Genomic DNA, 19,317 nt, shown 5'->3' with positions numbered 1-19,317 from the left:
CGCTCACTCCGTCGGGGTGCCCTCGACGAGCCGGCTCGGGCGGAAATAGGTGAGGCTGATCGGGCGGGAGGCGATCTGCTGCCCGTCGGCGGTCTGAAGCACGACCTTGAAGTTGTGCCCGGAGGACTTCGCGGCGGAGACCGCCACGGTGTAGCGCGCCGAGCGGCCGGCCGGGATCGTCCGTTCGAAGGCGATGGGCAGGCGGTAGCGGCTCTGGTCGAGGCGGAATTCGAGCGGCTTCTTGCCGACGGGCTCCTTCTCGGCCCCTTCGCCGCATTCGGCCTCGATCGGCGTGCGGCCGAGGAGGAGCCGGGCGGTGAAGGGCGACGTGCGCGCCTCCTCCTCGCCCTTGGCGTTCTTCCAGACGTAGCTGAGATTGCCGACGGCGTTCAGATAGATGTCGCGCTCCTCGAGCGTGATCTGGCGCGAGAGCGTGCCGAACAGCCCGCTCGCGGCGATCTCGGCGAGGCAGGCCGGGCCGTTGCCCCTCGAGCGGCAGCCGATGCCGCCCGTATCGGCGCGGCGCTTGAGCTGGTCCGTCTTGACGCCGGCCGCCCGCAGTTCCGGCTCCATATCGATCTTGGCGGCGGTGCGGATCAGGCCGATCTCCTTCGTCACGCCGAAGGCCGAGGGCGCGACGCTCGTCTTGGGCCGGGCGAAGGCGAAGCGGAGCTGCGCCCGCTCGGCCGGGGACCAGCCGAAATTCTCGAGCTCGAAGCGCGGCGAGAAATCGGGCCGGTTGCGGGCACCGCATTCCGCCGTCGCGCCACTGCTGAGCTGGATGGCCGGCTGGAGATCGGAGACGCTCGACTCGACGTCGAGATGCGCGCCGCGGATGCGCACCGGCGCGGACGCCCTGTTCTGCACCTCGAAGACGAGCGTCAGCGGCGGCAGGTCGCCCGAGGCATAGGCGAAGACGCCGTAGCTGCCCCGCTCGCTCGGGTTCTCCTCGCGCATCGTGAGCTGGATGTTCTCGTTGCCCTTCCAGAGCGCCATCAGGCGCCGCTTGCTCGGCTGGATGACGAGGCCGCTCTCGGCATTGGTCGCGCTGTATTGGAGGAGGCTGTCGTCGTCCTGGCGGTCGACCGAGATGCCGAGGCGGATATCCTCGCCCGGCCCCCGTGCCGGGCCGAGCTGCGCCAGCCTGATCCGGCGGGAGTTGACCTGCTCTTCGCCCGCCGCCCAATCCGACCGGTAGGCCGCGCCGTTCGGCAGAACGGTCCGGCCCTGGCCGTTGCGCAGGCCCTGGCGGAAGCGGCCTTCGAAGATCTCGCCGTCGACATCGTAGAAGTGGCCGGGCCCCTCGGCCGCGCCGCGGCGGAAGAGGCCAGCGAACTCGGCGCCGTTGCCGAGCTTGAGGCGGCCCTCGCCGTGAGGCAGGCCTCCGAGCCAGGGACCTTCGTAGGTCAGGCCCGTGCGGTCGCGGTACATGCCGTGCCCTTCGGGCCGCCCGTCGCGCATCGCGCCCTGATATTCCGCGAAGAAGGCCGAGGGATCGTAGGAGGGCTTGCCGGCGAGCCGCCAGACGAGGCGGCCCTGTCCGCTCACCCGGCCGGGCCGCGCTGCGGCCTCGCGATCCGGGATCCAGACGAAATCGAGCCCCAGCGACGGCCGCGCGTTCCAGACGGTGTAGGTCCTGCGCGAGAGAGCCTGACGATGCGCGTCGTAGATCGGCTGGCTGCGCGTCTCCCAGCGGCCGGCCTCCGTGGGAAGGCGGATCGCAACCTGGACGAGCGGGAGGCTTGCCTCCGCCGGCGGCTGCGCTTCCGTGGCTTGCGCCGCGGCGGGCTGCGGCGACAACGCGAGCCCCAGGATCAGCGCCCCTCCGAACCCGCGTGTCAGCATCCCACCCTCCGAGGCCGACGGCCCGTTCCGAACGGTCGCCTTTGGCCTATAGGAGCCGTCCCGCTCCCTCAAGAGCCGCGGCGTTCCGGCCCCTTGCCCAGGCACGCTTCACTCGGGAACGCCTCGAGCGCGAGGCGGGCACCGGGGCGATGCTTCGGGCCTCTGCGGCGTCAGCCGTTCGGATCGACGTTGGAGGCCTTCTGCCAGAGGTGGAACATCAGCCAGGCCGCGATGCAGGAAAAGGCGGCCATGAGCGCATAGGCGACGTAGTCGCCGAGCTCGAACAGACCCGCGATGGCCCAGCCTCCCGACAGGGCGACGGCGAACACCTCCACCCCGACCAGCACCATCAGGCTGATGGTGGTCAGGAAATGGTCACGGTGGGTACGGCGGCTCGTCTCGGCCAACGGGAGCTCCAGGAGATGGTCCGGCAACAGCGCGCGATCTACCGTGCCGGCACGGAGCGTGCAACAAGAGGTGTACCCAGTACACCGGACGATCATGGACACACCGACCTTCTCGACGGCGGCCGTCGCCGCGCCTCATCGGCTCGCTGCGGCGAGCGGCCGCAATGTTCTCGCCATGGGCGGCAACGCGATCGAGGCCATGGTCGCGATGGCGGCGACCATCGCCGTCGTCTATCCGCACATGAACGCGATCGGCGGCGACGGCTTCTGGGTCGTGCGCGAGCCGGGCGGCCGGGTGCGGGCGATCGAGGCCTGCGGTCCGGCGGGCGCCAAGGCGACGATCCGGCGCTACCGCGATCTCGGCTACGATTCGATCCCGTTCCGGGGAGCCGATGCGGCCGTGACGGTCGCGGGCACGATCGGCGGGTGGGCGCTCGCCCTCGACTACGCCAAGAGCCTCGGCGGACGGCTCGGGCTGTCCGACCTCCTCGCCGATGCGATCCGCTTCGCGGGGGAGGGCTGCGAGGTCTCCGCCTCGGAACTGCGCACCGAGCCGAACGAGAAGGCCGCCCTCTGGGCGGCGCCCGGCTTTGCCGGGACCTACGGCTTCGACGGCAAGGCGCCGAAGGCCGGCGACATCCGGCGCAATCCGAAACTCGCCGACACGCTGTCCCATCTCGCCTCGGCGGGGCTCGACGACTTCTATCGCGGGGATGTCGGCCGTGAGATCGGCGCCGACCTCGAACGTCTCGGCATGGTCGTGACGCGGGAGGATTACGCGGCCTATCGCGCCGTCGCCCGCGAGCCCCTCCGGGCGCGCCTGAACGGCGCCACGGTCTACAACATGACGCCGCCGACCCAGGGCCTCGCGGCGCTCCTCATCCTCGGCATTTACGAGAAGCTCGGCATCACGGGCCGCGAGGGCGTGCGCCACCATCACGGGCTCATCGAGGCGACGAAGCGCGCCTTCCGCATCCGCGACCGCGTCGTCACCGATCACGGCCGGCTGAAACACGATCCGCAGGCCTTCCTGACCGCCGATGTCTTCGCCCGCGAGGCCGCCGTGATCGACATGGCGCGCGCCGCGCCGTTCCCGTCGGTCTCCGATCCCGGCGACACGATCTGGATGGGCGCGAGCGACGCGAGCGGCCTCACCGTGTCCTTCATCCAGTCGGTCTATTGGGAATGGGGCTCGGGCTGCGTCCTGCCCGGAACCGGGATCGTGCTCCAGAACCGCGGCGCCTCGTTCTCGCTCGATCCCGCCGCGGTCAACCCGCTGGAGCTGGGGCGGCGGCCCTTCCACACGCTGAACCCGGCCCTCGCCGCCTTCGACGATGGACGGTCCATGGCCTATGGCTCGATGGGCGGCGACGGCCAGCCGCAGTTCCAGGCGCAGCTCTATACGCGCTATGCCGATCTCGGCGAGAGCCTTGCCGCGGCGGTCGATTCGCCGCGCTGGCTGCTCGGCCGGACCTGGGGCTCGACGTCGACCAGCCTCAAGCTCGAGAACCGCTTCGATCCGGAGATCGTGGACGGGCTCTTGCGGCTCGGCCACGAGGTCGAGGTGATCGGCGAGGCCTATTCGGACGGGCTCGGCCATGCCGGCATGGTGGTGAAGTACCCGAAGGACGGGCGGGTCGAGGCGATGCACGATCCACGCTCCGACGGCGGCGCGGAAGGATTGTGAGATGAGCCTCGCATCGGTGAAGGCGGAGATCGCGGCCAAGGCACCCGATATCGAGGTGCTGGAGCACGAGGCGAGCACGGCGACCGTCGCGGAAGCCGCCGCCGTCCATGGCGTGCCGCCCTCCCATATCGCCAAGACGCTCTCGCTGCGCGTTGGGGAGCGCGTGCTCCTCGTCGTCGTGCGCGGCGATGCGCGGCTCGACAACCGCAAGGCGCGCGGGGCCTTCGGCGGCAAGGCGCGGATGCTCGGCGGCGACGAGGTCGAGGCCCTGACGGGCCACCCGGTCGGCGGCGTCTGCCCCTTCGGGCTCGTCGCGCCGCTGCCGGTCTATTGCGACGTGTCGCTGCGCGCTTTCGACGAGGTCGTTCCGGCGGCGGGATCGCCCCGGTCCTCGCTTCGCATCGCGCCCGAGCGCATGGCCGCTCTGGTCGGAGCCGAATGGGTCGACGTCTGCCAGGACGTCGTACAAGAGCCGGCGCAGGAGCCTCCTGCCTCGATCGATCAGGCGGCGCCCTGACGCGGCGCCGCCCTGCGAGCGGCGGTGGGGGCTATGCGGCCTGCGCCGCGGGCTCTAATCCTCGCGCACCCGGCCGGAGCCGGCGGCATGACACGAGTGTGATCCAACCGTGACGACCCCATCCGAGCCGAGGCTCGAGGCGTTCCGCGCCCTTCTCACCGATCTCGGGCAGACCCTTCAGGCGGATTTCTCGATCCGCCTCTGGGACGGCTCGCATGTCCCGCTCGGCCCCGGCGCGCGGGACGATCTCGCGATCGCGATCAACGCTCCGCAGGCGATCACGCGCCTCCTGCGCCGTCCCCGGCTCGCGACCGTGATCGACCTCGCGGCGGAAGGCCTCCTGACGCTCGAAGGCGGCACCCTGTTCGACCTCGCGGCGCGTCGCGGAGCCGCGACGAAGGGCGCCCTGAAGCGGCTCGACAAGCTGCGCGCGGTGAAGGTGCTCGCGCCCTTTCTCTTCGCCCGCGCCGGCACGGGCGCGGCGAGCGCCGCCTACGACAAGGCCCAGCCGGATTCGCCCTCGTCCGGCCGGGACGACAAGGCGCTCGTCCAGTTCCACTACGACCTGTCCAATGCCTTCTACGGGCTCTTCCTCGATCCGGAGATGGTCTATTCCTGCGCCTATTTTCCCGATTGGGAGACGGGCATCGAGGACGCGCAGCAGGCCAAGCTCGAGATGATCTGCCGCAAGCTGCGCCTCAAGCCCGGCGAGCGCTTCCTCGACATCGGCTGCGGCTGGGGCGGGCTCGTCTGCCACGCCGCGCGCCATCACGGCGTCACCGCTCACGGCGTGACGCTGTCCCAGGCGCAGTTCGATTTCGCGCAGGAGAAGATCAGGCGGCTCGGGCTCGAGGACAGGGTCACGATCGAGCTGAAGGATTTCCGCGAGCTGACGGGCACCTTCGACAAGATCGCCTCGATCGGCATGTTCGAGCATGTCGGGCTCGCCAATCGCGACGCGTATTACCGGCAGATGCGCGATCTCCTGCGGCCGCGCGGGCTTCTGCTGCACCACGCCATCACCCGGCCGGCCAAGAAGAACGCGCGCGCCTTCCGCAAGAAGCGGCCGGAATACGCCGCCATCATCAATTACGTCTTCCCCGGCAGCGAGCTCGACCATGTCGGCGGCACGGTGGAATCGCTCGAGCGGAACGGCTTCGAGGTCCACGACGTCGAGGCCTGGCGCGAGCATTACGCCCGCACGACGAAGCTCTGGTGCGAGCGCCTCTATGCGGCGCGCGAGACGGCGGAAGCCGAGGTCGGGGCGGGCAAGCTGCGCCTGTGGTTGCTCTATCTCGCCGGCGTTTCGCTCGGCTTCGAGCGCGGCACGATCGGCATCTACCAGTCCCTCGCCTCGCGCCGCGCCCGTGGCCTCTCCGGCCTGCCCCCGACGCGGGCCGACCTCTACGCGGACGGCCCGCTGCCGAAGGAAGGCTGACAGAAGGGGCTCAGGCGACGTTCCCAACCCTCCCCTGGAAGGGGAGGGTGGAGAGGCAAGCCCCGCAACGTGTCCGCTCAGCACGTGCGGGCGAGGCGCCCTTCGATCGGATAGGCGGGGTCGTTATAGCCGGGCGTCGAGGGATGCCCGGCAGGGACGAGGGAATCGACGAGCGCCTCGTCCTCCGCCGTGAAGCGGTAGTCGAGCGCGCCGAGATAATCGCGCCACTGCGCCTCGGTGCGAGGGCCGGCGATGGTGCCGGTGACGAGGCGGTTGTTCAGCACCCACGCGACCGCGAACTGCCCGGGCGTGATGCCCCGCGCCTCGGCATGGGCCTTCAACCGCTCCGCGATGGCGAGGCTCTCCGGGCGCCATTCCGTTTCCAGCATGCGCTTGTCGGTGCGTCCCGCGCGGCTGTCGGCCGGAGGGGGCGCCTCGCTCGGATACTTGCCGGTCAGGACGCCGCGCGCCAGCGGGCTGTACGGAACCACCCCGAGGCCGAAATGGCCGCAGGCCGGCAGGTGCTCGACCTCCGGCATCCGGTTCAGGGCGTTGTAATAGGGCTGGCTGACGATGGGCCGGTCGATCCCGATCGCATCGCAGAGCCGGCAGATCTCGGCGACGCGCCAGGCCCGGTAGTTCGAGACCCCGAAATACCGGATCTTCCCGGCGCGGACGAGATCGGCGAGCGCGTGCACCGTCTCCGACAGGGGCGTCGCGTGATCCTCCTTGTGGAGATAGAGGATGTCGATGACGTCCGTGCCGAGACGGCGCAGGCAATCCTCCGTCGCGGACAGGCAGTGCCGGCGCGAGAGGCCTCTGTCGTTGGGCCCGCTGCCGGCCGGGCTGGCGATCTTGGTCGCCAGGATCCAATCGTTCCGATGGGCGGCGATGGCTCGCCCGACCACCTCCTCGGACCGCCCGGCGCTGTAGCTGTTGGCCGTATCGATGAAGTTGATCCCGGCCTCGCGGGCATCGTCGACGATGCGCGCGGAGGTCGCCTCGTCCGTCGGGCCGCCGAACATCATCGTGCCGAGGCACAGGGGCGACACCTTCAGGCCGCTGCGGCCGAGGGAGCGATACTGCATGGCGATGGTCTTCCTCCTGGCGGATGCGTCGGTCGACATCCTGCCTCGTCTTGGGGCTCGCCGAGCCGGGCGGCCGGCCGCAGCATCGGCGCTCGGCCTGGCGAAGCCAAGCCGTTCCGAGCGAGGATTCCGGCGTCGGGCCTTGAAACCTGCGCCGGGCTTCCTATCTCTCCCTCAACGCCGACCGTTCGCCCGAGGGCTTGAGCGCCGGCGAGTTTCCCGCCCGTCCTGGCAGATAGTCCAGCGTCGCCGGAGACGCAGAGGCGCCCGCCCGGTGAAATCCCCGGCGGGCGTTTTCGTGTCCGCTCTCAGCGGGTCCGGGCGGCGGTGACGACGAGTTCGAGCTTCACGCCCGGCCCGAGATCGGCGACGCCGATCGTCGCCCGCGCCGGCAGGTCGGCCTCGGCGAAGAAATCCGTCCAGGCCTTGTTGAACCCCGCCTTGTCGGCGAGATCCGTGACGTAGGCCGTGGCCATGAGGACGCGCGAGGGGTCGGATCCGTTATCCGCCAGCAGAATGCCGAGCTGGCGCATGACGTCCGCGGCCTGGCCGGTCGCATCGAGGCTGAGATCTTCGGAGACGATGCCGCCGAAATAGAGCGTGCCGGCATGCTCCACCACCTCGTGCAGAATACCGCCATACGGCGAGTGGCGTCTGATCGTGTCCGGCATCGGTCCTCTGTCCTGCGTTGCGGCGGGATGGTGGCGCAGGCGATGCGCCGCGTGAAGCCCCGCGATGCCTCCTTACCGCGCCAGGGGCTCGCGCGTCCCTCTTGACGGCCGCCGCGAACTGGCCCGCACTCCGCCGGCCACGAGCCCCGGAGCCGATGCGTGACCGAGCCAGCCGATCTTCCCGCGACCGCCCTTCTCGCCGCCTATCGCGACGGCTCGCTCTCACCCGTCGAGGTGGCGCGCTCGGTGATCGCGCGGATCGAGGCCTGGGAGCCGGGCCTCGGCGCGACCTATCTGTTCCGGCCGGAGCCCGCCCTCGCGGCGGCAGCCGAATCGGAAGCGCGCTGGCGCCGCGGGGAGGCGAGGGCGCTCGACGGCGTGCCCGTCACGATCAAGGAGAACATCGCGACGGCGGGCGATCCGATGCCGCTCGGCACGGCCGGGCGCGAGCCGCCCATCACGCCCGCCGACGCGCCGGCCGCCGCGCGCATGCGCGAGGCCGGGACCGTCCTCGTCGCCAAGACGACGATGCCCGATTACGGCATGCTCTCCTCGGGCCTCTCGTCCTTCCACCGGCTCGCCCGCAATCCGTGGGACCTCTCGAAGACGCCAGGTGGCTCCTCCGCGGGCGCCGGCGGCGCGGCGGCGGCCGGGTTCGGGCCGCTCCATCTCGGCACCGATATCGGCGGCTCCGTCCGCCTGCCCGGCACCTGGTCGGGTGTCGTCGCGCTGAAGCCGTCCTTCGGGCGCGTGCCGGTCGATCCGCCCTATTGGGGGCGTGCGGTCGGTCCGATGACGCGAACCGTCGCCGATGCGGCCCTCATGATGCGCGAACTCGCGAAGGCCGATCCGCGCGACGGCATGAGCCTGCCGCCCTCGGAACTCGATTATTCCGCGCCGCCGCTCGCCATCCGGGGCTTGAGGATCGGCTATCTTCCCGATGCGGGGGTGGGCCTGCCGGTCGATCCGGAGGTCGCCGCGGCCGTCGCCAAGGCCGCCCGTCTCTTCGAGGCGGAAGGCGCGATCGTCGAGACGATCCCGCCCTTCCTGACCCGCGCGATGCTGGACGGGCTCGACGTGTTCTGGCGCCAGCGCTCCTTCGCCGATATCGATGCGCTGCCGCCGGAGGGGAAGGCGCGCGTCCTGTCCTATATCCGCGCATGGGTCGAGCCGGCCCGGCACTATGACGGGCTGACCGTCTATCGCGGCCTCAGCCAGCTCCACGTCATCCGCGATGCGACGCTCGCCGCGACGCGGGACTACGATTTCGTGATCTCGCCGGTCGCCTCGGGCACCGCCTTTCCGGCCGAGCTCGGTACGCCGAACCACGAGCCGGAGAGGCCCTTCGAGCACATCGCCTTCACGGTGCCGTACAATTTCTCCGAGCAGCCGGCGATCTCGGTTCCGGCCGCGATGAGCCCGGCCGGGCTTCCGATCGGGCTCCAGATCGCCGGGCGGCGCTTCGACGATGCCGGCGTCCTCCGGCTCGCGGCCGCCTTCGAGGCGCTGCGAGATCCGCTGCCGGCCTGGCCCGTTCCTCCGCAGGCCTGACGGGCGCCCATCGGACGTCCTTGCGAGGAGGCGCCGACGAAGCAACCCAGGGGGCAGCCTGGGAAGCGGTTCCGCTGGTTTGCTTCGCTCCGCTCGCAATGACGGCGGGGGAACAACCCTCAGCGGGCGACGAGGACCTGCCGGCATTCCGGCGGCAGGGCGTCGAGGGACATGGGCGGCTTCGGCTTCACCTTCCGCGGCGGGCCGAGGCGCGGCTTCTTCGGGGCGAACATCGCCTTGTGCTGGCGCGCGAGCCAGCCGGTCAGCTCCTCGCCGCAGCCGTCGCCGAAATTCGGCGGCTCCTGCGGCCGGCAGCTCGCCATGCCGGCCGGGCAGGCCATGCGGACGTGGAAATGATAGTTGTGGCCCCAGATCGGCCGCACCTTGTGCAGCCAGCGGCGGTCGGCGCCCGACTCGCGGCACAGAGCGACCTTGATGGCCGGATTGACGAGGATGCGCTCGACGCGCGGATCGGCAGCGGCGGCCCGGATGAGCTGCGTGTGGCCGTGGGTCCAGGCGTTCGGATTGACGTCCATCCAGTCCGAGCGCGCCATGTTGGTGGCCGGCATGTTCTCGCGCTGCTGGGCATCGACGCGCTGGCGCGGCATCGGCGTCAGCCAGATATCGGCATCGAGCCCGATCTGGTGCGATGCGTGGCCGGTGATCATCGGGCCGCCGCGCGGCTGCGAGATGTCGCCGATCAGGATGCCCGGCCAGCCGTTGATGCGCGGCACGGCCTGAGCGAGGGTCTCGAGATACTGGATGAGGTCGGGATGGCCCCAATTGCGGTTGCGGTTGCGCCGCATCACCTGCCAGCTCGGCCCGTCCACCTGCATCGCGACGGCGCCGGCGAGGCAGCCGCGGGCGTAATTGCCGATCGCGCGGGCCTGAAGGTTCGCCGGCGTCGTCTGCTGGCTGAACAGGGCGCGGGCGGCATCGGGGAAGGCGGCCGTGTTCGCGGCGCGCTTCCTCGCCTCCTGCGAGGCGGTGTCCTGCGCATGGGCGGCGCCGAGGCCGAGGACGGCCGAGAGGGCGAGGGTGGCGAGGGTTGTGATTCGGCGCGGCATTCGGCTCATCTGAGAAGGACGCTGGCGTCGGCGGTCGGGGTCGAGCTTGCGGCGGCAAGCGGGCGAAGGTGAGGCAAGCGTCATCCGCGCCTTGAAAGGGGCCCGCGGCCATGCGAGCGGAGCGCATGACCCGCGAATCCGTCACCATCTTCGGCATCAAGGCTTGCGATACCATGAAGAAGGCGAGGGCCTGGCTCGACGCCCGCGGCATCGCTTACGCCTTCCACGACTACAAGGTCGCGGGGATCGACGCGGCGACTCTCGACGGCTGGATCGATCGGCTCGGCTGGGAGGTGGTGCTCAACCGCGCCGGCACGACCTTCCGCAAGCTGCCGGAGACCGAGAAGGACGGGCTCGACGCGGCCAGGGCCAAGGCGCTGATGCTGGCCCAGCCCTCCATGATCAAGCGCCCGGTCCTCGTGCGGGGCGACGATATCCTCGTCGGCTTCAAGCCTGAGGCCTATGCGAAGGCCTTCGAGGGCTGAACCCTCCCCTGGAGGGGGAGGGTGAAGGCCTCTGCGTGAACGGGCATCGAGCGATTCAGGACCGGCGGCGGTGGTGAACCGCGTGCTCGCGGCTCATTCGCTGTGAATAGACACGGGCGGCCGACCCCTCGCGGCGCTGCCGCGCTATAGACGCGGCATGACCCTCCTCATCGATCTCGGGCAGACGCGGGGCGGCGCCACGGCGGGGCTCGACCTCGCCGAGCTGCTGGCGACCCGCCTGCTCGTCCAGGGCAATTCGGGCTCGGGCAAGTCGCACCTGTTGCGCCGCCTGCTGGAGCAGAGCGCCCCGCATGTGCAGCAGGTCGTGATCGATCCCGAGGGCGATTTCGTCACCCTCGCGGACGAGCACGGCCATGTGGTCGTCGATGCGGCGGCCTCCGAATCCGAGCTGCATCGGATCGCCGGGCGCGTCCGGCGTCACCGCGTCTCCGTCGTGCTGAACCTCGAAGGGCTCGACATCGACGGCCAGATGCGCGCAGCCGCCTCCTTCCTCGGCGGGCTGTTCGATGCGGAGCGGGACTTTTGGTATCCGATCCTCGTCGTGGTCGACGAGGCGCAGCTCTTCGCGCCAGCGGCGGCGGGCGAGGTCTCGGACGAGGCGCGTCGGCTCTCGCTCGGCGCCATGACGAACCTGATGTGCCGTGGCCGCAAGCGCGGCCTCGCCGGCGTCATCGCGACCCAGCGCCTCGCCAAGCTCGCCAAGAACGTCGCGGCCGAGGCCTCGAACTTCCTGATGGGCCGCACCTTCCTCGATATCGACATGGCCCGCGCCGCCGACCTCCTCGGCATGGACCGGCGCGGCGCGGAGGCGTTCCGCGATCTCGAACGCGGCCATTTCGTCGCGCTCGGCCCCGCCCTGTCGCGCCGGCCGCTCCCCATCCTGGTCGGGTCCGTCTCGACGGCGAGCCGCGGCGGCTCGCCGGGCCTCCTGCCGCTGCCGGAGGTGCAGGAGGATGCACGCGACCTTCTCTTCGCCGCTCCCACGCCGGGAGAGGCCCCGCCGCGCGCGGAACCGCGGCCGCGTCCGGTCCCGGCGCCGGACGTCCTCGTCCAACTGGCGAATTACCGCCCCCCTTCGCGGCCCGCCGAGGCGGAGGAGGAGCCGGCGCTGACGGGCGCCGAACGCGAGGCGGCGCTCGATGCCGTGATGGCCGAGGTCCTCGCCGACCGCGATTCCGGGGCGACCAACGTCGCGACGCTCTATCAGGATTTCACCGTCCGCTGCCGGATCCGCCGCATCGGCGGCGAGGCACCGGACCTTCCCGCCTTCCGCAGGCGCCTCGCCGTGGCGCGGGCCGGGATCGGCGAGGAGACGGGCGAGCATCCGGAATGGGAGCGCGCCAAGGCACTCGCGGCGGACCTGCCCGACGATCTCCACGGGCTCTTCCTCCTCCTCGCGCGGGCTGCGCTCGAAGGGCTGCCGACGCCGTCGGACGCCGAACTCGCCCGTGCCTACGGCACGAGTTCGGCCGGCCGGGCGCGGCGCATGATCGGCTATCTGGAGGAAAGGGGCGCGGTGATCTGCCGGCGCGACCTGCGCGGCGCGCCGGTCATCGCCGTGCCGGCGCTCGGCTGCGAGACGGCGCCGGGCGAGCCCGAAGCGCCGCCGAAGCTGCGCCAGCGGCGCTGAGCCACAAATAAAAAGGCCAGTCTCGCGACTGGCCGGGTCTCTCAGCGGTGATCCCTCAGCGGGTCTTATCCGAGCTGGTCGAGGACGATGCGACGGAGTTCGTCGCGGCTCAGTCCGACCGTCTGAGGGCGCCAGGCGGGCTGGCGGATGGCTTTGGCGGCCCGCGTCTTGAGGTGCGGCCGATGGTGAACAGGGGTCTTGGTCTCGATTGTTGTATGCACGTTGATCTTTCTTGTCGCCGTGATGGGGCGAGGTAAACGAAACACCATGACGTCCGTTTGACGTCATGCCGGCACTGATCTCGGAAGATGAAATCGGGCTGGTCGCAACGCTCTCGAAGCGTGACAGTTCCAGCGATGCACCCCGAACCGAGCGGGGCCGTGACTGCAATATGGGGCCGAACGGCTGCGCTTGCAAGGCGCGCGTCGATTGAGCCGGCACCGGACAACCTGCGCCGGCTCGCGGCGCCCGGCTGAACACACCTTGGCCCCTCATCCTGAGGTGCTTGGCGAAGCCGAGCCTCGAAGGACGCGCGACCGTTTCGCGTGCTTCGAGGGCGACCTCCCGTCGCCACCTCAGCATGAGGACGCCGGTGTTTCCTATTTTACGTCCGAAGTTCTCGAATAGCCCTTCGCGTAATTCGGCGTGTCGATCCCCGCCGGGACGCGTGGGCAGGTCTGTGGCTCGCCCGCGACAAGCGTCAGGGGGATGCGGCCCGCCCAGAGGTCAAGCTCGTAATCCCCCTCGACGTCGAGCACGCCGACGTCGCGGATCTTGGCCGAAACCTCGAGGATCGGAAAGCGCAGGAAATGGGTTGCGCCCAGTTCCTTGCGCTTCGGCTCGCGCACCACGTGGCCGGGGATGATGTCCTCGACGAAGGCCGTGACGAGACGCTTCTTTTCGGCCTCGTCCGTCACGATCTCCGCCTTAGAGAAGATCATCACGGAGCGATAATCCATCGAGCAGCCGAAGCCGGAGCGACCCGCTACGATGGAATCCACCAGCGTGATCGTGAGGCAGGCGGGCGAGCCGTCCTCCAGCGAGTTCAGGAGGTAGTTGTTCCGGCTGCCGTGGATGTAGACGTCCTCGTCGATGCGGATGACGGCCGTCGGGATGACGCGGGGCAGGCCGCCCGCGACGAAGCCGACATGGACGACGAGCGCCTCGTCGATGATCGCATGGACCTTTGCCCGGTCGTAGGTCCCGCGATCGGGCCGCAGCCGGAGCTTGGTGGTGGGGGTTGGCGCATAGGCTGTCGTCGACATGGTTCGCCTCCCGTCCGTCAAGCCGCGTCGTCGCGCAGGACATGGTCGCCTTCATAGGCCTGGAGCCGAACCGAGCTTGCGCCGGCGCGCAGCTCGTTCAGGCTGTCGAACAGGGACCGCGGCACGAGGACCCCTTCGCGTGCCGTGCGTTCGCGGGCGCGGTAGCGACGATCGGACGGAAGCCGCGTGCCCTCCTGTTCGAGGATTCTCGCGAAGAGCCTTTCGCCATGCGCGAGCTGGGCCTGCCGGTCGCCGCCGACGAGGCAGCGCGCCGGGTCGATCGCGATGATCAGCTCGCCACCGCATGGAGCGCCCGTCCCGGCCTTGTCGTCCTCGCCCGACTCGAAGCTCAGGAGATCGCCGACGAGCGGCCCCGCCAGAAGCTCCACCATCAGCGCGATCGAGGAGCCCTTCGCGCCGCCGAAAGGAAGCTGCGCGCCGGCGAGCGCCGCGCGCGGATCGGTGGTCGGCCTGCCGTCCGGGCCGATGGCCCAGCCGTCCTCCAGCGCCTTGCCGTCGCGCAGCCTGATCTGGATCTCGCCGCGCGCGCTCGCGCTCGAGGCCTGGTCGAAGACGAGCGGATGTCCGCCGGAGCGCGGCCAGGAGAAGGCCATCGGGTTCGTGCCGAAGAGCGGCTTCGTGCCGCCGGCCGGCGCGACATAGGGTGCGGCCGAGACGAAGGCGAAGGCGACGAGGCCCGCCTCCGCCAGATGCTCGACCTCGGGCCAGAGCGCCGCCACGTTCAGCGCGTTGTTGATGGCGAGGGCGGCGATGCCCTGGGCTTTCGCCCGCTCGATCAGCGGCGCGTAGCCGTATTCGAGGGCGAGGGGGGAGAAGCCGCGCTTCGCATCGACCCGAACAACCGACGGTGCGAGGTCGGAAACGTCGGGCTCCGCATCGGGGGAGGCGTGCCCGGCCTTCAGTGAATTGACGTAGAAGGAGATGCGGAAGAGGCCATGATGGCGGCATTCGTCCCGCTCCGCCGCCGTCACCGTGCGGGCGATGGCGGCGGCGTGGGCTTCGCTGAAGCCCTGAACCGAGAGCAGCGACTTGGCGGTGTCGTGGACCTCGTCCAACGACAGGCGGATGGCGTCTTGCATGATCGTTCCTTCCCTGAACCTGTTTCCGGCGGCGGTTATTTCTTGACGAGCGGGCATTCGCTCTCGGAGAGTCTTTGAAAGACCTCTTCGCCCGGCACCGTCGCGAGGACCTTGTAGTAGTCCCAGGGTCCCTTCGACTCCTCGGGCTTCTTCACTTCGACGAGATACATGTCGTGAATCATCTGGCCGTCCTCGCGCACGAAGCCCTTGGGCGCGAAGGCATCGCTGACCGGGATCTCGCGCATCTTGGCCATGACGGCTGAAGCGTCGTTGGTGCCGGCCGCCTTCACCGCCTTCAGGTAGTGCAGCACGGAGGAGTAGATGCCTGCCTGGGTCATGGTCGGCATCGCCTTGTGGCGGTCGTAGAAGCGCTTGGCGAAGGCGCGGCTCGCCTCGTCGCGGTCCCAGTAGAAGGCCGTCAGGAACTGCAGCCCCTGCGCGGCCTTGAGTCCCATGGCGTGGACGTCGGTCAGGAAGACGATGGGCGTCACGATGGTCGCGCCGCCGGCGACGCCGAACTCGCTTGCCTGCTTGACCGTCGTCGTCATGTCGCTGCCGGCGCTGGCGAGGGCGATCACCTTCGCCTTCGAGGCCTGCGCAGCGAGGAGGTAGGAACTCATGTCCTGGGTCGCGAGCGGATGGCGCACCTCGCCGGCGACCTTGCCCCTCGCCTCCGTGACGGCCTTGCGGATCTCGTCCGCGAAGGCATGGCCGAACGCGTAGTCGACGGTGATGAGGAACCAGCTATCGGCGCCGCGGGCCGACAGGACCTTGGCGAGGCCGTAGCCGTTGGTTCGGCTGGTATAGACCCACTGGACCGAGTTCGGGCTGCAGGCCTTGCCCGTGAAGGCGGAGGAGGCGGCCGCGACGATCGTGACCTTCTGCTTGTCCTTCGCGATGGCCTGCACCGCCAGGCCGACGGCGGAGTTCGAGAAGTCGGCGATGACGTCGACGCCTTCCTTGTCGAACCAGAGCCGGGCGATGCCGGCCCCGATATCGGCCTTGTTCTGGTGGTCGGCCGAGACGAGTTCGACCGGCCGCCCCAGGACCGAGCCGCCGAAATCCTCGATGGCGAGCCGCGCCGCCTCGACCGAGCCGGGCCCGGCGAGATCGGCATAGAGACCGGATTGGTCATTCAGGATGCCGATCTTGACGGGGCGATCGAGCGCCTGGGCGGGCGTTGCGAGGAGGGCGGCCGAGGCTGCCAGCAAGGCGGCCCAGCGACGGAAAGAGGTCACGACCGAACTCCGTGTTTGCATGAGGTGACATACTGAATGCTGAACTTGCATATGATGCAAGTATAATTTTCATCCAGGTTCAGCCTTGCGCGGCGGCAGTTGCCTATCCCGTCGGCATGGTTGGCGGCTTGCACGTCATGAAAGACCACGCTACGTCGCGGTCATGCAGCACGACGACGCCACCGCGCGCACCACTCGCGAGATCGGTCAGCGCATCCGCAGGGCCCGGCTCGCCTCCGGGATGACGCTCAGCACGCTCGCCGAGCGCACGCAGCTATCGGAGGGATTTCTCTCGAAGCTCGAGCGCGGCCAGGCCTCGAGCTCGATTGCCAATCTCATCCAGATCGTCGCGGCGCTTTCGCTCAGTCTGAATGACCTCTTCGTCGACGAGGACAGCGCCCCGGCCCGCACGAGCGTGTCGGTGCACAGGCGTTCCTCGCCCGGCGGGTTCACCGAGATCGAGAGCACGGGCTACCGCTGGAAGGCGCTCGCCGGGGGCGCTGCGCTCGACAGGATCGAGGTGTTCCACCTCGTCTTCCCGGAGGAGAACCGAATGGAGGCGCTCGTCTCCCATCCCGGCCAGGAGCATTGCTACGTGCTCTCGGGCGAGGTGATCTTTCATGTCGCCGGGGAGGAGCATCGGCTCCGGGCGGGCGACGGGATCTTCATCGATTCCGAATTGCCGCACCGGGCCGAGAACGGCGGCCTCGGCGAGGCCCATGTCCTGATGACGGTGACGAAGGGCGAGGCCGAGGCCGGACGGTCCTCGAGCCCGATCGATTGGTGGCGCCTGAACGGCGTCGCCGCGCGCCGCGTCACGGCATGACCCCTCAGCCCGCCCGCAGCAAGCGGACGCCGGCGTCGCGCTCGAAGAGATAGAGGAGGAGGCGCAGGGCCTCCCCGCGCTCGCCTGAGAGCGTCGGGTCCCGCTCGACGATCAGCCGCGCGTCGTCCCGGGCCGCGGGCAGGAGATCGGCGTCGGTGTCGAGCCGGGCGATGCGGAAATTCGCGGCCCCCGCCTGCCGCGTTCCGAGGAGTTCGCCCTCGCCGCGCAGGCGCAGATCCTCCTCGGCGATCTCGAACCCGTTCTCCGTCCGCCGCAGCGTCTCGAGGCGGGCCTTCGCCGCCTCGCCGAGCGGGCCCTTGTAGAGAAGAAGGCAGACCGAGGGCCGCTCGCCGCGCCCGACCCGGCCGCGCAGCTGATGAAGCTGGGCGAGGCCGAAGCGCTCGGCATGCTCGATCACCATGACCGTGGCGCGCGAGACGTCGACGCCGACCTCGATCACCGTCGTCGAGACGAGCACCTTGATCTCGCCGCCCTGGAAGCGCGTCATCACCGCGTCCTTGTCGCGCGGCGCCATGCGGCCGTGGACGAGGCCGACGGCGTCTTCGCCGAGCACCGCGGCGAGGTCGCGGTGGCGGTCCTCGGCCGCGGCGAGGTCGACGGCCTCCGATTCCTGGACGAGCGGGCAGACCCAATAGACGAGATCGCCCCGCCCGATGGCGCGGGCCACCGCATCCGTGACCTCGTCGAGCCGGTCGGACGAGACGAGGCGGGTGTCGATCGGCCGGCGGCCCGGCGGCTTCTCGTCGAGGACGGAGATGTCCATGTCGCCAAAGGCCGACAAGGCGAGCGTGCGCGGGATCGGCGTCGCCGTCATCACCAGCATGTCCACCGCCTCGCCCTTCTGGCCGAGTGCAAGGCGCTGGTGGACGCCGAAGCGGTGCTGCTCGTCGATCACGGCGAGGCCGAGATCGCGGAAGGCGACCTCGCCCTGGAGCAGGGCATGGGTGCCGACGACGATGTCGATCCGGCCCTCGGCCAGCGCGGCGAGGGTCTCCCGGCGTTCGCGGGTCTTGTCGCGTCCGGTGAGGATGCCGATGCGCAATCCGGCCGGCTCGGCCATGGTGGCGATGCGCTCCGCGTGCTGGCGGGCGAGGATCTCGGTCGGCGCGACGAGGGCCGCCTGCCGCCCGGCTTCCACGGCGCTCGCCATGGCGAGCAGGGCGACGAGCGTCTTGCCGGCACCGACATCGCCCTGGAGGAGGCGCAGCATGCGCTCCTCGGATTTCAGGTCACGGCGGATCTCGCCGATCGCGCGCTCCTGCGCGCCGGTGAGCGGGAAGGGGAGCGCCTCGGTGATGCGCCGCATGAGGCTGCCGTCGCCGGCATTGGGCCGGCCGCGCCGGGAGCGGTTCGCGGCCCGGACCAGCGCGAGCGCGAGTTGCGAGGCGAGGATCTCGTCATAGGCGAGGCGGCGGCGCGCAGGATCGGGCGGCGCCTCCTCGCCCTCCCGCTGAGGTTCGCCCGCTCCGGCATGAGCCGCCTTCAGCGCCTCGGCGAAGGGCGGCCAGCCCTGCTGCGACAGCCAGGCCGGGTCCTGCCATTCCGCCAGCGGGGGCAGCTTCGCGAGCGCCGTTCCGGCATGTTTCGCGACGAGGCGGGAGGAGAGGCCCTCGGTGAGGCCGTAGACCGGCTCGCTCTCGCCGGCGCTCTCGGCCCGGCTCTCGTCGAGGATGCGGGCCGGATGCACCATCTGGCGCTGGCCGTCATACAGCTCGATCGTGCCCGAGACGAAGCGCCGGGCGCCGATCGGCAGCATCGAGACGACGCGCGGGGCCGGCAGGCCGAAGAAGACGAGCGTCACGTCGCCGGTCCCGTCCTCGACCAGGACGCGGAACGGCGCCCGCCCGCGGCCCGGCGGGGGAGGGCGATGGGACGTCACCTGCACCGCGAGCGTGACGGGCGTGCCGGCGGGCGCCTCGGCGATCGAGCCCATCAATTCGCGCGTGACGGAGGCGCTCGGCAGGTGGAGCAGGAGATCGACGACGCGGGCCGGCCGGCCCGGCTCGCCGAGCAGTCTGTCGAAGGCGGCGGCAACCTTCGGTCCGATCCCGGCGAGCGAGGAGAGCGGCGCGAAGACGGGATCGAGAAGGGCGGGGCGGAGCGACATGGAGCATCCGCTTTAGCGCGATCCTGATTGGCGCTATAGGGCTCCGATGTCCGCTCCTCGCGATACCGCGGCCGCCGCCGCTCTCGACCCGCGCCGCAAGCGCGCCCTGTTCCGCGCCTGGCATCGCGGGATGCGGGAGATGGATCTCGTCATGGGCCGCTTCGCGGACCGGGAGATGGCGGGCCTGTCCGAGGCCGAGCTCGACGAGTTCGAGGCGCTGATGGACCTGCCTGACCCTCAGGTCTTCGCCTGGATCGCCGAGCAGGAGACGCCGCCGGGCGAGCGCGACACGCCGCTGCTCGGCCGCCTGAGGGCTTTTCGGGCGGGGTGAGTTCACCAAACCCGCTCATCCC

The 19,317-nt window shown here is 70.3% G+C and carries 17 protein-coding genes; 8 read left to right on the top strand and 9 right to left on the bottom strand.

Going from position 1 to position 19,317, the window contains the following annotated elements; genetic code table 11:
* Positions 1-3: 3 nt before the first annotated feature.
* Together EV668_RS09320 and EV668_RS09315 are read right to left on the bottom strand one after the other, a co-directional pair.
* Positions 4-1,845 carry an MORN repeat-containing protein gene (locus EV668_RS09320; RefSeq protein ID WP_133769472.1) on the bottom strand — a complete coding sequence of 614 codons (1,842 nt, stop codon included), beginning with the start codon at positions 1,843-1,845 and terminating at the stop codon, positions 4-6.
* A gap of 170 nt (positions 1,846-2,015) precedes the next feature.
* A complete protein-coding gene (locus EV668_RS09315; protein WP_133770135.1) occupies positions 2,016-2,195 on the bottom strand; it encodes a hypothetical protein in 180 nt (59 codons plus the stop codon).
* Positions 2,196-2,343: 148 nt separating this feature from the next.
* Between EV668_RS09315 and EV668_RS09310 the strand changes: the two genes are divergently transcribed.
* From EV668_RS09310 to EV668_RS09300, 3 genes are all read left to right on the top strand, one after another.
* On the top strand, positions 2,344-3,939 hold the full coding sequence (locus tag EV668_RS09310) for a gamma-glutamyltransferase family protein (protein ID WP_133770133.1): 1,596 nt from the start codon (positions 2,344-2,346) through the stop codon (positions 3,937-3,939).
* A gap of 1 nt (position 3,940) precedes the next feature.
* Positions 3,941-4,456 carry a YbaK/EbsC family protein gene (locus EV668_RS09305; RefSeq protein WP_133769471.1) on the top strand — a complete coding sequence of 172 codons (516 nt, stop codon included), beginning with the start codon at positions 3,941-3,943 and terminating at the stop codon, positions 4,454-4,456.
* A gap of 109 nt (positions 4,457-4,565) precedes the next feature.
* Positions 4,566-5,894: an SAM-dependent methyltransferase gene (locus tag EV668_RS09300; protein WP_133769470.1), complete on the top strand. Its 1,329-nt coding sequence runs from the start codon at positions 4,566-4,568 to the stop codon at positions 5,892-5,894.
* 77 nt (positions 5,895-5,971) lie between these two features.
* Here the strand turns inward: EV668_RS09300 and EV668_RS09295 are convergent, their stop codons facing one another.
* Both EV668_RS09295 and EV668_RS09290 read right to left on the bottom strand, forming a co-directional pair.
* Complete coding sequence (locus tag EV668_RS09295; protein ID WP_133770131.1) at positions 5,972-6,982, bottom strand: aldo/keto reductase; 1,011 nt, start codon at positions 6,980-6,982, stop codon at positions 5,972-5,974.
* 308 nt (positions 6,983-7,290) lie between these two features.
* Positions 7,291-7,653 (bottom strand): RidA family protein, encoded by a 363-nt coding sequence (locus EV668_RS09290; RefSeq protein WP_133769469.1) that lies wholly within the window; start codon positions 7,651-7,653, stop codon positions 7,291-7,293.
* Positions 7,654-7,812: 159 nt separating this feature from the next.
* On the opposite strand from EV668_RS09290, the gene EV668_RS09285 reads away from it, so the two are divergent.
* On the top strand, positions 7,813-9,204 hold the full coding sequence (locus EV668_RS09285) for an amidase (RefSeq protein ID WP_133769468.1): 1,392 nt from the start codon (positions 7,813-7,815) through the stop codon (positions 9,202-9,204).
* Between the two features lie 119 nt (positions 9,205-9,323).
* Here EV668_RS09285 and mepA read toward each other — a convergent pair whose 3' ends face one another.
* Entirely contained in the window at positions 9,324-10,271 is a 948-nt protein-coding gene (gene mepA, locus EV668_RS09280; protein ID WP_133769467.1) for a penicillin-insensitive murein endopeptidase, read from the bottom strand.
* Between the two features lie 125 nt (positions 10,272-10,396).
* Here mepA and EV668_RS09275 point away from each other — a divergent pair, with 125 nt between their 5' ends.
* A complete protein-coding gene (locus EV668_RS09275) occupies positions 10,397-10,756 on the top strand; it encodes an ArsC family reductase (protein WP_133769466.1) in 360 nt (119 codons plus the stop codon).
* A gap of 157 nt (positions 10,757-10,913) precedes the next feature.
* Positions 10,914-12,407, top strand: a complete 1,494-nt coding sequence (locus EV668_RS09270; RefSeq protein WP_133769465.1) for a helicase HerA domain-containing protein — start codon at positions 10,914-10,916, stop codon at positions 12,405-12,407.
* A gap of 599 nt (positions 12,408-13,006) precedes the next feature.
* On the opposite strand, the gene EV668_RS09265 is transcribed toward EV668_RS09270, so the two are convergent.
* From EV668_RS09265 to EV668_RS09255, 3 genes are read right to left on the bottom strand one after another with little or no spacing between them, the layout of a single operon-like run.
* Entirely contained in the window at positions 13,007-13,672 is a 666-nt protein-coding gene (locus EV668_RS09265; RefSeq protein WP_133769464.1) for a pyridoxamine 5'-phosphate oxidase family protein, read from the bottom strand.
* A gap of 17 nt (positions 13,673-13,689) precedes the next feature.
* Positions 13,690-14,772: an Ldh family oxidoreductase gene (locus EV668_RS09260; RefSeq protein WP_133769463.1), complete on the bottom strand. Its 1,083-nt coding sequence runs from the start codon at positions 14,770-14,772 to the stop codon at positions 13,690-13,692.
* Positions 14,773-14,807: 35 nt separating this feature from the next.
* Positions 14,808-16,031: an ABC transporter substrate-binding protein gene (locus EV668_RS09255; protein ID WP_133769462.1), complete on the bottom strand. Its 1,224-nt coding sequence runs from the start codon at positions 16,029-16,031 to the stop codon at positions 14,808-14,810.
* A gap of 142 nt (positions 16,032-16,173) precedes the next feature.
* On the opposite strand from EV668_RS09255, the gene EV668_RS09250 reads away from it, so the two are divergent.
* Positions 16,174-16,836, top strand: coding sequence for a helix-turn-helix domain-containing protein (locus EV668_RS09250; protein WP_133769461.1), 663 nt, complete (start codon positions 16,174-16,176; stop codon positions 16,834-16,836).
* A gap of 4 nt (positions 16,837-16,840) precedes the next feature.
* Here the strand turns inward: EV668_RS09250 and recG are convergent, their stop codons facing one another.
* Entirely contained in the window at positions 16,841-18,964 is a 2,124-nt protein-coding gene (recG, locus tag EV668_RS09245) for an ATP-dependent DNA helicase RecG (RefSeq protein ID WP_133769460.1), read from the bottom strand.
* A gap of 46 nt (positions 18,965-19,010) precedes the next feature.
* Here recG and EV668_RS09240 point away from each other — a divergent pair, with 46 nt between their 5' ends.
* Positions 19,011-19,295, top strand: coding sequence for an FAD assembly factor SdhE (locus tag EV668_RS09240; RefSeq protein ID WP_133769459.1), 285 nt, complete (start codon positions 19,011-19,013; stop codon positions 19,293-19,295).
* Positions 19,296-19,317: the final 22 nt, after the last annotated feature.

Origin of the sequence: Enterovirga rhinocerotis (assembly GCF_004363955.1) — a bacterium.
In the GTDB taxonomy this organism is placed as follows: domain Bacteria; phylum Pseudomonadota; class Alphaproteobacteria; order Rhizobiales; family Beijerinckiaceae; genus Enterovirga; species Enterovirga rhinocerotis.
The sequence above is the reverse complement of the archived record's forward strand: the minus strand, read 5'-3'. Positions and strand labels throughout refer to the sequence as shown.

What these genes read in the sequence shown, in the direction of transcription:
- EV668_RS09320 (WP_133769472.1), bottom strand. Translation starts at nt 1,845, where the DNA reads ATGCTGACACGCGGGTTCGGAGGGGCGCTGATCCTGGGGCTCGCGTTG.
- EV668_RS09315 (WP_133770135.1), bottom strand. Translation starts at nt 2,195, where the DNA reads ATGGTGCTGGTCGGGGTGGAGGTGTTCGCCGTCGCCCTGTCGGGAGGC.
- EV668_RS09305 (WP_133769471.1), top strand. Translation starts at nt 3,941, where the DNA reads ATGAGCCTCGCATCGGTGAAGGCGGAGATCGCGGCCAAGGCACCCGAT.
- EV668_RS09295 (WP_133770131.1), bottom strand. Translation starts at nt 6,982, where the DNA reads ATGCAGTATCGCTCCCTCGGCCGCAGCGGCCTGAAGGTGTCGCCCCTG.
- EV668_RS09290 (WP_133769469.1), bottom strand. Translation starts at nt 7,653, where the DNA reads ATGCCGGACACGATCAGACGCCACTCGCCGTATGGCGGTATTCTGCAC.
- mepA (WP_133769467.1), bottom strand. Translation starts at nt 10,271, where the DNA reads ATGCCGCGCCGAATCACAACCCTCGCCACCCTCGCCCTCTCGGCCGTC.
- EV668_RS09275 (WP_133769466.1), top strand. Translation starts at nt 10,397, where the DNA reads ATGACCCGCGAATCCGTCACCATCTTCGGCATCAAGGCTTGCGATACC.
- EV668_RS09270 (WP_133769465.1), top strand. Translation starts at nt 10,914, where the DNA reads ATGACCCTCCTCATCGATCTCGGGCAGACGCGGGGCGGCGCCACGGCG.
- EV668_RS09265 (WP_133769464.1), bottom strand. Translation starts at nt 13,672, where the DNA reads ATGTCGACGACAGCCTATGCGCCAACCCCCACCACCAAGCTCCGGCTG.
- EV668_RS09260 (WP_133769463.1), bottom strand. Translation starts at nt 14,772, where the DNA reads ATGCAAGACGCCATCCGCCTGTCGTTGGACGAGGTCCACGACACCGCC.
- EV668_RS09255 (WP_133769462.1), bottom strand. Translation starts at nt 16,031, where the DNA reads ATGCAAACACGGAGTTCGGTCGTGACCTCTTTCCGTCGCTGGGCCGCC.
- EV668_RS09250 (WP_133769461.1), top strand. Translation starts at nt 16,174, where the DNA reads ATGCAGCACGACGACGCCACCGCGCGCACCACTCGCGAGATCGGTCAG.
- recG (WP_133769460.1), bottom strand. Translation starts at nt 18,964, where the DNA reads ATGTCGCTCCGCCCCGCCCTTCTCGATCCCGTCTTCGCGCCGCTCTCC.
- EV668_RS09240 (WP_133769459.1), top strand. Translation starts at nt 19,011, where the DNA reads ATGTCCGCTCCTCGCGATACCGCGGCCGCCGCCGCTCTCGACCCGCGC.